Origin of the sequence: Kitasatospora sp. NBC_01250 (assembly GCF_036226465.1) — a bacterium.
Taxonomy (GTDB): domain Bacteria; phylum Actinomycetota; class Actinomycetes; order Streptomycetales; family Streptomycetaceae; genus Kitasatospora.
Window position 1 is genome coordinate 6741906 of sequence record NZ_CP108476.1, and the last position, 12783, is coordinate 6754688.

Here is a 12783-nt window from a genome sequence, read left to right on the forward strand (position 1 = left end):
GCCGGGGTGGGGCTTCAGATCACCGGACAGATGGCGCTGGACACGCGAAGGAGATCGACGTGGAGTCGACCTACCAAGGTGGTTCCGGCGCTAGGCATGGCAAGAGATTCGCACGGCGAGCGAGGCGCGGTCCACTGGTGTCCAAAAGCTGGACGAGTTTGTTCCGTATAGCGAGATGCGGCCGAGAGTCGGGTGGCACGGCGATTGCCGTCACGCGCGACCGCGAGTGCCGCCACGCGTGACTGCCGTAGCCGCCACGAGTGAAGACGGACCGCCGGTTCGAGCCGAGGGGGGTCGGGTGCCGCGGGCCGCCCGATACCGTATGCGGTGTGCAAGCACCAGGTGAGACCAGTAGAGCGGGGGCCGAGCGACCCTCCCGACGACGGGGCAAGGGCGCCCGCCGGGCGGCACGGCGTTCGAACTGGCAGGCCACGGCCTGGGCGCTGATCAAGGACACCACCAACACCTGCGTCGAGTACCGGGTCACCGGGCTGGCCGCCGAGGCGGCCTTCTTCACGCTGCTGTCGATCCCGCCGCTGCTGCTCTGCCTGGCCGGCACCCTCGGCTACCTGGACGACCTGCTCGGCGCCGGCACCATCCAGAAGCTCCAGCAGGACATCCTGACGGCGGCCGGCACGGTGCTCTCGCCCTCCTCGATCAACCAGACCGTCAAGCCGCTGCTGCTCAACGTCTTCGCCAAGGGCCGCCCCGACCTGATCTCGATCGGCTTCCTCTTCTCGCTCTGGTCGGGCTCCCGGGCGCTGTACATCTTCATCGACACCATCACCGTCATGTACGGCCTGGACGGCAAGCGCGGCATCGTCAAGACCCGGTCCATGTCGCTGGGCCTGTACCTGGGCGCGCTGGTGATCGGCTCCCTGGTGCTGCCACTGCTGGTGGCCGGACCGGGGCTGGTGATGTCGGCGGTGCCGAGCATCTCCGGACTGGTCAGCGCGCTCTACTGGCCGGTGGCGATCGTGCTGCTGATCATCTTCCTGACCACGCTCTACCACCTGGCCGTCCCGGCCAGCACGCCCTGGCGCGAGGACATCCCCGGCGCGCTGGTCGCGCTCGGCATGCTGGTGATCTGCAGCCTGCTGCTGCGCCTGTACCTGGTGCACTCGGTCGAGGGCGGCCAGACCATCTACGGGTCGCTGGCCGCGCCGATCGCGGTGCTGCTGTGGATCTTCGTGCTCGCCCTCGCGGTGCTGATCGGCGCGGCCATGAACGCGGCGATAGACCGCCGCTGGCCCAGTGTGGAGACCGCTGACGCGCGGGCCGAGAACGAGCGGGCCAGCGAGCAGCACGCCGCCGCCGTGGTCCGCGAGATCAGCGCCCGCCGGGCCGCCGAGCGGGCGCAGCGGGCCCGGGCGCTGGGCCTGGCCGAGGGCTTCGAGGAGGAGGACGAGAACGGCGAGGGCGAGGACGAGGCGCCCTCGGAGTACCCCGAGCGGTGGGCCGACTTCCTGGCGCCGGAGAACGTCCGCGGGCGGCTCGGCCCCTCGCGCCGGCACAACCGGCGCGTCCAGCCGCCGCCGCCGGACACCGACCGCCCCGCGCCGCGCCGGGCCGCCCCGCACCGGGCGGCCGAGCCGCTGCCGGGCGCGCCGGCCGAGCGGCCGGTGGAGCCGTGGGCGGGGGACGGGCGGTTCCCGGGGGAGCTGGGGCCGGTGGACTCGGCGCTGCCGAGCCACCCGCCGAGGCCGCCGTGGGACGGCTCCTGAGGTCCTCGGGCCCTTCGCCCGCGGCACGGTAGAAAAATCAGGTGCGGCGGGTGGCGGCGTGTTCTAGGCTGCCACCCGCACGTGCTCGTCCACGTGATCGTCAGGCCGTACGACGGCCCTGGAAGCAGAAGCAGGAGGTGGGCCCCGATGACCGTCACCGCGCTCACGGCTGCCCCGCGCAGCACTCGTACCCCGCTCTCCTCCCCGGCCGCCGGCTGACGATCGTTCAGCCCCCGGGACCGCGCTTTCCTCCCGAAGGGCTTCACCACGTTGTTCGACGCTCACGCGTTCTCCGTTTCCTCCTCCTCTTCGCTCTCCCTCGACTCCTCGGCCGCGCCGGCGGCCGAGCCGGTGCCGTTCCCGCTGGGCGGCCACGGCTGGACGGCCGAGCTGGCCGACCTCTTCACCCCGTTCGCCGAGGCCGGCCTGGTCCCGGGCCGGCTCGCCCGGGTCGACCGCGGCCGGGCCGACGTCGTCATCGCCGATCCCGACAGCGGCGAGCTGCGCACCGTCCGCGCCGACACCCGCGCGGTGGGCAGCGCCGAGACGATCGAGAACCCGTGCACCGGGGACTGGGTCGCCCTCGACCTCGGCAGGTCCGCGACGGCCCGCGGAGAGGGGGACGAGCCGCTGGCCGCCGTCGCGGCGCTGCTGCCGCGCGGCAGCGCGATCATCCGCAAGAGCGCCGGCAAGGCCTCCGAGGGCCAGGTGCTGGCGGCCAACATCGACACCGTGCTGATCGCGGTCTCGCTGGCCGGCGATCCCGACCTCGGCCGGGTCGAGCGCTTCGTCGCGCTGGCCTGGGAGAGCGGTGCGCAGCCGCTGGTCGCGCTCACCAAGGCCGACCTGGTGCACGACGCCGAGTTCGTCCGCGAGGACGTCGAGCGGGTCGCGCCCGGCGTCGCCGTCCTGGTGGTCAGCGCCGAGACCGGCGCCGGACTGGACGTGCTGCGCGCCTGCCTCGGCACCACGACGGCGCTGATCGGCCAGTCCGGCGCCGGCAAGTCCACCCTGACCAACGCGCTGGCGGGCGCGCAGGTGATGACCGTTCAGCAGACCCGCGACGTGGACCAGAAGGGCCGGCACACCACGACCACGCGCGAGCTGATCCCGCTGCCGGGCGGCGGCGTGCTGATCGACACGCCCGGCCTGCGTGGCGTGGGCCTCTACGGTGGCGAGGGCCTGGACCAGGCGTTCGCCGAGATCGCCGAGCTGGCCGAGGAGTGCCGCTTCGACGACTGCTCGCACCGCTCGGAGCCCGGCTGCGCGGTCCAGGCCGCGCTCGCCGACGGCACGCTGCCGCAGCGCCGGATGGACAGCTATCTCAAGCTCCAGCGCGAGAACGAGTGGATCGCCTCGCGCACCGACGCCCGGTTGGCGTCCGAGCGGGCGCGGGTCTGGAAGCTGCGCACGAAGGGAGCGCGGGACCACATCCGCCCGTGACCGGGTCGAGCCGCTGACGGTCATGTCCGATTCCCGCCAGTCCGGCCTCCCGTCGCGGCGCACACTGGACCCGTGATCGATGACGAGACGCGGTACCGAGCGGTGGACAGTCGGGACGCCCGCTTCGACGGGGTGTTCTTCACGGCGGTGACGAGCACCGGCATCTACTGCCGGCCCAGCTGCCCGGCGGTCACGCCCAAGCGGGTCAACTGCACCTTCTACCCCACCGCCGCCGCGGCGCAGGGGGCCGGCTTCCGGGCCTGCCGGCGCTGCCGCCCCGACTCGGTGCCCGGCTCCCCGGAGTGGAACCACCGCGCCGACCTGGTCGGCCGCGCGATGCGGCTGATCGGCGACGGCGTGGTGGACCGCGAGGGCGTGGCCGGGCTGGCCGAGCGGCTCGGCTACAGCGCCCGCCAGCTGCAGCGCCAGCTGACCGCCGAGCTGGGCGCCGGCCCGATCGCGCTGGCCCGCGCGCAGCGCGCGCAGGCGGCCCGGCTGCTGCTGCAGACCACCCGGCTGCCGGTCACCGAGGTCGCGTTCGCGGCGGGATTCGCCTCGGTGCGGCAGTTCAACGACACCGTGCGGGAGGTCTACGACCGCACGCCCAGCGGCCTGCGGGCCGAGGCGCGCGGCGCGGGCGGCGGCGGGAGCGCCGGCGGCCCGCAGGCGGCGGTGGCCGGTGCGCTCAGCCTGCGGCTCGCCTACCGGGGGTCGATCGACACCGGGCACCTGATGGACTTCCTCGCACTGCGCGCCGTCCCCGGCGTGGAGGAGGTGGTCAGCGGTGCCCGGGGCGTGCGCACCTACCGCCGCACGCTGCGCCTGCCGCACGGCCAGGCGATCGCCGAGGTCGACGCACTCCCGCCCGGTGACGCGGTGCGGCCGGACCGGGGCTGGCTGGACTGCCGGCTGCGGCTGACCGACCTGCGCGACCTGACCACCGCCGTGCACCGGCTGCGCGCGCTCTTCGACCTGGACGCCGACCCGCAGGCGGTCGCCGAACAGCTCGGCGCCGACCCGCTGCTCGGCCCGCTGGTCGCCCGGCGCCCCGGACTGCGCTCGCCCGGCCACGTCGACCCGCACGAGCTCGCGGTGCGCGCGGTGCTCGGCCAGCAGGTCACCGTGGCCGCCGCTCGCACGCTGGCCGGCCGGCTGGCCGCCCGCTACGGCACCCCGCTCTCGATGGGCACCGCGCGGCCTACGAGCGGCGAGGGCGAGGGCGAGCCGAGCGGCGGGCTCAGCGTGCTCTTCCCCGAGGCGGGCGCGCTGGCCGACGCCGACCCGGCCGACCTCGCGATGCCCGCCTCCCGGCAGCAGGCGCTGCGCGGCCTGTGTGCGGCGCTCGCCGAGGGCACCGTGCGGCTGGATCCCGGCGTGGACCGCGAGCAGGCCGCCGAGCAACTGCTCGCGCTGCGCGGTATCGGCCCGTGGACGGTGGGCTACCTGCGGATGCGGGCACTGGGCGACCCGGACGTCTTCCTGCCCGGCGACCTCGGCGTGCGGCACGGCCTGGTCCGGCTCGGCGCACCCGGCGACGCCAGGTCGGCTGCGGCGGCGGCGCTCGCCTGGTCGCCGTGGCGCTCGTACGCGGTGCACCAGCTGTGGGCGTCGGCGTCGGACGGGCCTTCGGACGGGGCGTCGGCGTCGGACGCGAGGTAGCGCGGGCGGGTCGCAGCGCGGACGGTCGCAGCGCGGGCGGCAGGGGTCAGGCGTCGGCCGGGATGCCGCCCGCCAGCGCCCTGGCCAGGTGGTCCAGGCCGGGCAGCGCGGCCATGACCGCGTCGTGCTCCGCGGGGGAGAGCGTGGCCAGCGCGCCCGCGATCCGGCGCTCGTGCGCGCGCTGCCAGTCGGCGAGCTGCTGGTGGCCGGCCGCGGTGAGCGCGATCCGGGCGGTGCGGCGGTCGCCGGGGTCGGCCTGGCGGTCCACGAAGCCGGCGTCCAGCAGCTTGCCGACCAGACCGCTGACCGTGTTCGGCGCCAGCTTCTGCCGGGCCGCCAGCTCGCCGACCCGCAGCGGGGCGGCGGCCAGCGTCTGCAGCAGCTCCACCTGCGCCATGGGCAGCGACTCCCACGGGTAGTCGGTCCTGATGCTGCTGCGCAGCGCGCGGCGCAGCCGGGTCACGACGTCCGTCAGCCGTTGCGCCCGCTCGATGGCCTGCGCCTCCTCCAGCGCCGAGCCGAGCTGCCGGGCGGCGTCCTGGCCCTGGGCCCGCTCCGGGCCGGAACCGGCGTGGCCGGACTGATCGGCCTGATCGGCCGGGTCGGTCGGCGGCAGGGGGCGGGGCGCGGCGGACATGGGCGACAGCGTAGCGGTTTGCCGCTGCTGATTCCGCGTCGGACGGCCCGGTCGGAGCCGCGCACGCCCGTCCGGACACGACCGCGCCCGCCGGCCCGGCGATCTCCGTGGAGACCCCGGGCCGACGGGCGCGGTCCTGGCCCGACTCGTACGACAGCGGCTGCGACAGCGGTTGCGGCTGCGACAGCGGTTGCGACGGCTAGGACGGCAGCGGCTTGGCGCCGCGCTCCGCGAGCATGGTCGTCATCAGCTGGATCTCGGAGCTCTGCGAGGCCACCATCGAGTCCGCCAGCCGCTTCTCCGCCGCGTTCTGCGCCACGTCGGCGTAGGCCTGCGCCATCGCGATGCCGCCCTTGTGGTGGTTGAGCATCAGCTGCAGGTAGAAGATCTCCGCCGCGGTGCCGCTGAGCTGCTGGAGCTGGGCGAGCTGCGTGTTGGTCGCCATCCCGGGCATCAGCGAGCCGTCGTGCGCCTGGTAGGGCGCCATCTTCATCCAGGCCATCGGCGGGGCCGAGGAGGCCTGGGTCAGCCCCCACTGGTCGAGGTAGCCCATCAGCATGCCCCGCTGGTTCGCCTGGGTGTTGATGATGTCGAAGGCGAGCCCGCGCACCTCGGCGTTGTCGGTCCGGTCCCGGACGATGAACGACATGTCGATCGCCTGCTGATGGTGCGTCGCCATGTCCCGCGCGAACCCGGCCTCGGGCGAGCTGGTGGACGGCGCGGACACCGACGAGCCGGAGGCCGAGGAGGCGCTGGCCACCAGCGCCGGGACGCCCAGGCAGAGCGCCACGACCGCCGCCAGCGCGGCCGGCCACCAGAGCGTGCGCCGCCGCTCGGGCGCGGCGGCGGACTCGAGGGCGCCGGTGTCGTCCAGCCGGTCCGTCTCGTCGAAGCCGGGCAGCTCGTCGGCGGCAGGCGGCTCGGCGCCACCCTGCGCGGCGGCCACTACATCGCCCCGTCGCTGCACGACGCGCCGGGCTCCTGGGTCTGCGGGCCCTGGACGTACTTGGTGAAGAACTCGTTCACCCGCGGGTCCTTGGCGCTGTCCAGCACGAGCTGGGTGCCCCAGGCGCTGAGGGTGATGGTGCCCTTCTCGGTCGGGTACGGGCTCATCATCGAGTACGGGGTGACCTTGACCTTGTCCGACAGCGTCTTGATGTCGTCCGCGGTGGCCTTGTCGTTGTAGGTGACCCAGACCGCGCCGTGCTCCAGCGAGTGCACCGCGTTCTCGTTCTGCACCGGCTTGTCGTAGACGTTGCCCATGCAGGTCAGCCAGACCGGGTTGTGGTCGCCGCCGACCGGCGGGGTCTGCGGGTAGTTGACCGTGCCCTGCACGTGGTTGCGGGTCAGGCCGGTCCACGTCTGCACGCCCGGGATCGGCGCCTTCGCGGCCGCGACCTCCTTGTCGTGCTTCTTGTTGGCGTCGACGACGATGTAGCCGCCGACGCCGACGGTGGCCGCGATCAGCACGCCGGCCACCGAGAAGGCGATGACCTTCATCCGCTTCTCGCGGCGCTGCTCCTCCGCCCGCAGCTGGGCGATGCGCTCGCGGCGGTCGGCCTGCTTGCCGCCCTTGGCCTTCGCCGAGCGGTTGGTCACCAGCGGCTCGTCCGACTTGGCGGCGCCGGCGTTCTTGCCGCCCGGGCCGTTGTTGGTCTGCTTGGAGGCGGAACCCACGGAGATCATCCTTGTCCCCGCCGGCGGGGTGTGCGCACGGCGGAATGAGGTGTAACAGGAAGGGGTGGAGACCGCAGGCCGGGCGAGGGGCGGACACCGTCGAACGGGACGTCACGGTGTGCCCGGGGCCGGACCGGCGGGGGTTCCGCTCTAGGTCCGGTTGACCTGAAGCAGGTGGAGATCAGGGGCGGTCCTCGGCCCTGGTTCGGTGTCCGCGGGGCGGAGCGCCGGGGCCGGTGCGACCGTCACCAGCAGCGGCGGCTCGGCCTTGCCGGGGTGCGGCGGGGCGTTCGGCAGCTGTGCTTCCTGGGCACTGAACGGGTGGCTGGAGCAGCCGTCGCCGGGCCTGCGATCGGGGTCGCTGACCATGCACAGGGTCGGCTGGAAGGGGTACCCCGGTGCGACCCGGTCCTTGCCGGGGCGGCCCTTGCCGAGGTGGGACCGGCCGGCTTCGTCAGCGGACGGTGCCGCGCTCGACGGTGCCGCCGTCGCCGTGTGAACGGGCGCGGGCGTCGGGACGGGCGTCGCTGCGTGGGCCGAGCCCGCGCAGGGCAGCGCGACCAGCAGCGCCACCAGGAGGCCGACCAGCGGCAGGATCCACGACACGCCGCCCGGGCGGCCGGCGAAAGCGGCACTCCCCGGCTTCGGTCGGACAGGTCCTGGCGCGGTCATGCGCACATATTAATCAGCCAGATGGGTGGTGGGGTCCCCCTTATAGGTCGCTTCTTTTGGCTGAAACCGTGCCGGATCGGGTGTTTCCGCGGCGGAGGCCGGATCGTCGCCTTCGCGGGGAAAGCCCGGACAAAGCCCGGACAGCGGCCGAGCCCGTGGGCAGAATGACCTGGTGGCCCACCCCCGCAGCTGACCCGCACGCACGCCTGCCAAGCGACGAGGAGCCGGAAGATGACCAACCAGGGCGCCCCAGCACAGCGCCGCCCGGAGGACGGGGACGCGCGGGACGGTTGGTGGGCCCACGTCTACGAGGGTCCGGCCGGCCGCCTGCCCGACACCCCGCAGGCGGCGGGCGGGGACGGCAGCGTGGACGACTGGTTCGACTCGATCGCCTCGGCGGTGGGCCTGATCGGGACGCAGCGCTCGGGGGAGGGCGAGCCGGCGGCGGAGCCGGACCTGGAGCCGGAGCCTGAGCCGGCGGCGGCGGAGCCCGAGCCCGGACCTGAGTCGCAGCCCGCTTCCGAGGCCGCGCCCGCACCCGTGCCCGTCCCCACGCCCGCGCCCGCTCCCGCCAAGCTGGACCTCACCAAGCCCGCTCGTCCTCCCGCCGCCCCGCCCGCCCCCGCCGCCCCGCCTGCCCCGGTGCCCCCGCCCGCCCCCGTAGTCCCGCCCGCCCCCGCGCCGCACGTCGGTTCCCGGCCGCCGACCTACGGGCCCGAGCCCACCGTGCTGCCCGCCGCGCTCCCCGAACGCGCGTCAGCCGTCGTCCCCGACACGGTCCTCGACGGCGCCCAGTACCCGGGCTTCACCCTGCGCGCCGCCTCCGTGCGCGGCGACTCCGCCCGCTACCGCGGCGAGCCGCGCGGGGACGCGCTCCTGGTGACCCGCTTCGGTGAGGCGCCGGACGGCCTGGTGCTCGCCGTCCTCGGCAGCCGGGCCCGCCCCCGGGTCGATCCGCGCGTCGATTCCGCGGCCGGGGCCGCGGCCGACCCGGCCCAACCGCTGCCCGACACCATCCAGCAGGCCTGCGCCCACCTGGCCGAGGCGATCGGCCGCTCGTGCGCCGAACTCGCCGCCGACCTGCGCGAGGGCGCCCGCGACCGGCTGCGCTACGGGCTCCAGCGGCTGACCGCGCGCGCCGCCGCGGGCCTGCGCGCGGTGGCGCCGGACGCCGGGGCGCTGCACTGCCTGCTGATCTCCCTCGACCCGGCGGCCACCCACCGGGCCGCCTTCGGCCTGGGCCCCGGCGGCCTCTACCTGCTCCGGGCCGGGCACTGGATCGACGCCTACGGCGCCCGTCTGCTGCACCACCCGGACGGCCCGGCCGCCGTGCCCGAGCCGCGCCCGTTCCGGTTCCGGCTGGTCCCGGTGACGCCCGGCGACATCCTGCTGCTCTGCTCGCCGGGGCTGGCCGAGCCGATCGCCGAGGAGCCGGCCGTCGCCCACTTCCTGGCCACCCACTGGTCCCACCCGCACCCGCCCGGCACGGTCGACTTCCTGCGCCAGGTCCAGGTCCGTGCCAAGGGCTACGCGGACGACCGCACGGCCGCCGCGCTCTGGTCGGACTGACGGATCAGCACTCCGCGGTGGCGGCGAGCGGCTTCAGCAGCGCCGCCGCCACCGCGGACACCTGCGCCGCCGAACTCTCCCGCGCCACTCCCGGCAGCCCGATCGCCAGCGGCACCGAGAACCCGTCCAGCACGGCCCGCAACTGCGCCGCCCGCTCCTCGGCCGAGCCCGGCCGGAACTCCCGCCGCGCCACCCCGTCCTCGATCAGTGCCGCCAGGTCCGCCTGCCACGGTGCCTCGATCGCCAGCTGCCCCTGCCGGATCTCCTCGCTGGCCGGTGAGCGCCCCCACACCTCGACCCACAGGATCCAGCGCGGATCCCCGGGCCCGTCGGCCAGATACAGCTCCGCGTACGCCGTGAACCGCTGCCAGGCGCTCAACCCCGGCTGCCCCAGCGCCGCCCGCCGCCGCTCGCCGAGCTGGTCCTCGCTCCAGCGCAGCGTCTCCAGCAGCAGCTGGTCCTTGCTGCCGAAGTAGTAGAGCAGGTGCCCGGCGCTCATCCCCAGCTGCTTGCCGAGGCCCGCCATGGTCAGCTTCGCCAGCCCGTGCTCCGCGATCGCCGCCATCGCCACCGCCAGCACCTCCTCCCGAGGCCGCGCGGGCCGCCGGGACCGGGGCTCTGCCATGCTGCGGACTCCTTGGGGCCGGGGGCGGGGTGCTTCTCAGGTTAGGTGACAGCAGGTCGGGTGACAGGCCCTGCGGGACGTCGCTAGCCTGGTCGCATGCAGCTGGTCACCCGCGCCGAGTGGGGTGCGCAACCGCCCAAGGCCGACTGGACGTACGTGGCGACTACCCAGGGTGTGAAGGTCCACTACGAAGGTGAGCCGGTCCCGGCCGATCTGGTGGACCATCACGAGTGGTGCGCGGGGCGGGTACGCGCCATCCAGGCGGCGCACCTGGCCAACCCCACCGAGGGTTGGATCGACATCGCCTACAACGCCGTGATCTGCCCGCACTCCTACGTCTTCGAGGGACGCGGCCCGCACCACGAGACGGGTGCCAACGGCAACCAGCCGCTCAACCTCGCGCACTACGCGGTCTGCGCCATGCTCGGCGACTCCGGGCTCACCGAGCCGAACGATGCGCTGCTGGCCGGAGTGTGCGACGCCATCGAGTGGTTGAGGCGGGAGGGCGGCGCCGGGTCGGAGGTCAAGGGGCACCGGGACGGCTATCCGACCCAGTGCCCGGGCGACCCGCTCTACGCCTGGATTCTGGCCGGCGCCCCCCGACCCGCCCCGGGCGGCCATGTCCCGCCGCCGGGCGCCGCCGGCCCCTCCCACCCCGGCGGGCGCCGTGGCACGCCCGGCCCCCGCAAGGGCAGCCGCCCGCCCCGGCCGCCTCAGGCCCCGCCGGGGGCTGCGGGCTGAGCCAGCGTCAGACCTGGGGCTGCTGCTGGGTGATGCAGTGGATGCCGCCGCCTGTCGACCTCTCGGCCGCTCCTGCAGGGAACCCGCAATGCGACGTTCCATCGCAGGTGTCAGGTCACATTCCTGACGGTCGCCAGCGCCGCGCCCCACGGATACGCGGCAGGGTTGCCCTGGCCAGGGATGTTCGGCACGAAGCCGCCCGGGCCGAGGAGCACACGCACACCAGCCCCGCGGAGCACGGCAACACTGTGTTCGAACTGCGGATGCGCGAGGAACGCTGAGTTCACGCAGGGCATCGTGACCAGCGGGATCCCCTTGCCGATGGCCTCAGCCGCGAAGCCAACGATGAAGCTGCTCGTCAGGCCGAGTGCCCACGAGTTCAGGGTGTTGAAGGTGGCTGGCGCCAGCAGGGCGGCCGTGGCGGGAGGCCAGACATCGGGCTCGCCCGGGCGTCGGTGGCGGCTGCGTACAGGGTGACCAGTGAGGCGCTCCAGCTCGGCGAGCTCGCCAGTCAGCCAGTCGGCCGCCGTTGGCGTCAATCCCAGGCACACACGCCACCCATCGGTCTGGGCCTGTTCGATAACTGGTGCGAGGTTGAGCACGGGCGGTGCTGCGGACCCCAGCAGATAGAGCACTCGATCAGTCGGCATGCCGCTGACAGTACGAGATCCGGATCACAGTGACCACGTTCGGGGGTATCGTCATCGCACTCGGTAGTCAGACCAGGGGATCCGCCATGGCCAATCCAGATCCTGACAGCGTGGGCGCCCGCATCGCCGCGTTCCGCAAAGTCCGCCACCTCACCCAGCGAGGCCTCGCTGACAGGGCGAACATCAGCTACAGCCTCATGTTCAAGATCGAGCAGGGCGACAAACCCGCAAGCCCTCCAGTCCTCGCGGCGCTTGCACGGGCGCTCTCGGTGTCGGTCGCGGACCTCACCGGCCAGCCGTACGTGGACGCGCTCTGCCAAGACCGGCTCGACGGGTTGATCCAGCCCATTCGCGAGGCCCTGGACCTGTTTGACCTCGGTGCCGACGATGACCTGTCCATCCGCTCGATCCAGGAGCTGGTGGCAGATGCGGATCGCATGTGCGGCCTGATCCGCGGCGGCGACCTGCGGACCGTCGCTGCAGAGCTTGCGGGCCTGATCGCCGAAATTACGAGCGCTGCCTATACGACCCCAGACGATCGCCTGTGGCAGGCCCTCGCCAGCACGTACCGCTCCGCGTATGACATCGCCCATAAGCTCGGATTCCACGACCTCTCGGCTCTCGCCCTGGACCGCATGGCTTGGGCGTCCGAACGAGCATCCGATGCTGTTAGCGCCAGCACTCGCCAGTACTTGCGTTCCCTCGCCTACCTGCGGGCTGGTCAATACCGCACCGGGATGCGCATTGCGGAGGTCGGCCGCCAGCTTGCCGCTCAGGCCGCCGACGGTCTTGAGAGAGAAGCTGTGATCGGGCAACTGCACCTCGGATCGGCGGTCCTGGCCGCCCGCGCAGGGCAACGAGATGAGGCAGAAGAGCAGTTGGCCGCCGCAGACCGCATTGCCAACGAGGTAGGCGAGATCCACCGTGTTAGGTGGCTGACCTTCGGACCCACCAACGTGTCCGTCCACCGGACCAGCGCCTTGATCGATCAATGCCTCTACCAAGAGGCCCTACAGGTCGCCTCTACCGTCACCGTCCCAACCGACTGGCCTGCCAGCAGGACTGCCCGACATCATGCGGAGATCGCCCGGGCACTGCTGTGGACCAACAAGCACGACGCGGCATTCCAGAACCTTCTACGGGCCCGTGAGCTCGCTCCACAGCAGTCACGGCACAGCCCAACGGTACGGGAGACGATGTTCGCCATCGTGCGTGCCCGCCGGACCGTACCCGACACCGTCACCGGGTTCGCTGCCTGGCTGGGTATCTGACTCACTATCACCAGGTCGTGATAGTTGGCTCCCTTGCAGCCCGGCACGCTTCTACTGGCAGACGACCAGTCAGGAGCAGCAGTGCACGTGATGGAGCGCGCTACCGCGCGATGGG

The 12783-nt window shown here is 73.5% G+C and carries 13 protein-coding genes; 6 read left to right on the forward strand and 7 right to left on the reverse strand.

The features are described from left to right. Positions 1-14: 14 nt before the first annotated feature. A complete protein-coding gene (locus OG500_RS38255) occupies positions 15-98 on the reverse strand; it encodes a putative leader peptide (RefSeq protein ID WP_329492070.1) in 84 nt (27 codons plus the stop codon). A 231-nt stretch (positions 99-329) separates the two neighbouring features. Between OG500_RS38255 and OG500_RS28565 the strand changes: the two genes are divergently transcribed. From OG500_RS28565 to OG500_RS28575, 3 genes are all read left to right on the forward strand, one after another. Then, the gene (locus OG500_RS28565; RefSeq protein ID WP_327069718.1) at positions 330-1724 is read left to right on the forward strand and encodes a YihY/virulence factor BrkB family protein; all 1395 of its coding nucleotides are present in this window, start codon (positions 330-332) and stop codon (positions 1722-1724) included. A gap of 270 nt (positions 1725-1994) precedes the next feature. Next, entirely contained in the window at positions 1995-3167 is a 1173-nt protein-coding gene (gene rsgA / locus OG500_RS28570; protein ID WP_442907072.1) for a ribosome small subunit-dependent GTPase A, read from the forward strand. A gap of 72 nt (positions 3168-3239) precedes the next feature. After that, entirely contained in the window at positions 3240-4826 is a 1587-nt protein-coding gene (locus OG500_RS28575) for a DNA-3-methyladenine glycosylase 2 family protein (protein ID WP_329584262.1), read from the forward strand. A 46-nt stretch (positions 4827-4872) separates the two neighbouring features. Here the strand turns inward: OG500_RS28575 and OG500_RS28580 are convergent, their stop codons facing one another. From OG500_RS28580 to OG500_RS28595, 4 genes are all read right to left on the reverse strand, one after another. Further along, positions 4873-5463, reverse strand: a complete 591-nt coding sequence (locus tag OG500_RS28580) for a MarR family winged helix-turn-helix transcriptional regulator (protein WP_327069720.1) — start codon at positions 5461-5463, stop codon at positions 4873-4875. Positions 5464-5662: 199 nt separating this feature from the next. Beyond that, the gene (locus OG500_RS28585; RefSeq protein WP_329584265.1) at positions 5663-6430 is read right to left on the reverse strand and encodes a DUF305 domain-containing protein; all 768 of its coding nucleotides are present in this window, start codon (positions 6428-6430) and stop codon (positions 5663-5665) included. Beyond that, on the reverse strand, positions 6409-7140 hold the full coding sequence (locus OG500_RS28590; RefSeq protein WP_327069722.1) for a DUF3105 domain-containing protein: 732 nt from the start codon (positions 7138-7140) through the stop codon (positions 6409-6411). Before OG500_RS28590 ends, OG500_RS28585 begins: the two co-directional genes overlap by 22 nt. A 150-nt stretch (positions 7141-7290) precedes the next feature. Further along, the gene (locus OG500_RS28595) at positions 7291-7746 is read right to left on the reverse strand and encodes a hypothetical protein (protein WP_329584267.1); all 456 of its coding nucleotides are present in this window, start codon (positions 7744-7746) and stop codon (positions 7291-7293) included. A gap of 297 nt (positions 7747-8043) precedes the next feature. Here OG500_RS28595 and OG500_RS28600 point away from each other — a divergent pair, with 297 nt between their 5' ends. Continuing rightward, positions 8044-9381, forward strand: coding sequence for a protein phosphatase 2C domain-containing protein (locus OG500_RS28600; RefSeq protein ID WP_329584269.1), 1338 nt, complete (start codon positions 8044-8046; stop codon positions 9379-9381). A gap of 4 nt (positions 9382-9385) precedes the next feature. Here the strand turns inward: OG500_RS28600 and OG500_RS28605 are convergent, their stop codons facing one another. Continuing rightward, positions 9386-10006, reverse strand: coding sequence for a TetR/AcrR family transcriptional regulator (locus tag OG500_RS28605; protein ID WP_327069725.1), 621 nt, complete (start codon positions 10004-10006; stop codon positions 9386-9388). A gap of 96 nt (positions 10007-10102) precedes the next feature. Here OG500_RS28605 and OG500_RS28610 point away from each other — a divergent pair, with 96 nt between their 5' ends. Beyond that, entirely contained in the window at positions 10103-10747 is a 645-nt protein-coding gene (locus OG500_RS28610; protein ID WP_327069726.1) for a peptidoglycan recognition protein family protein, read from the forward strand. Positions 10748-10857: 110 nt separating this feature from the next. On the opposite strand, the gene OG500_RS28615 is transcribed toward OG500_RS28610, so the two are convergent. Next, a complete protein-coding gene (locus OG500_RS28615) occupies positions 10858-11397 on the reverse strand; it encodes a flavoprotein (protein ID WP_329584274.1) in 540 nt (179 codons plus the stop codon). Positions 11398-11483: 86 nt separating this feature from the next. Between OG500_RS28615 and OG500_RS28620 the strand changes: the two genes are divergently transcribed. Continuing rightward, entirely contained in the window at positions 11484-12668 is a 1185-nt protein-coding gene (locus OG500_RS28620) for a helix-turn-helix domain-containing protein (RefSeq protein WP_329584276.1), read from the forward strand. Positions 12669-12783 lie beyond the last annotated feature (115 nt).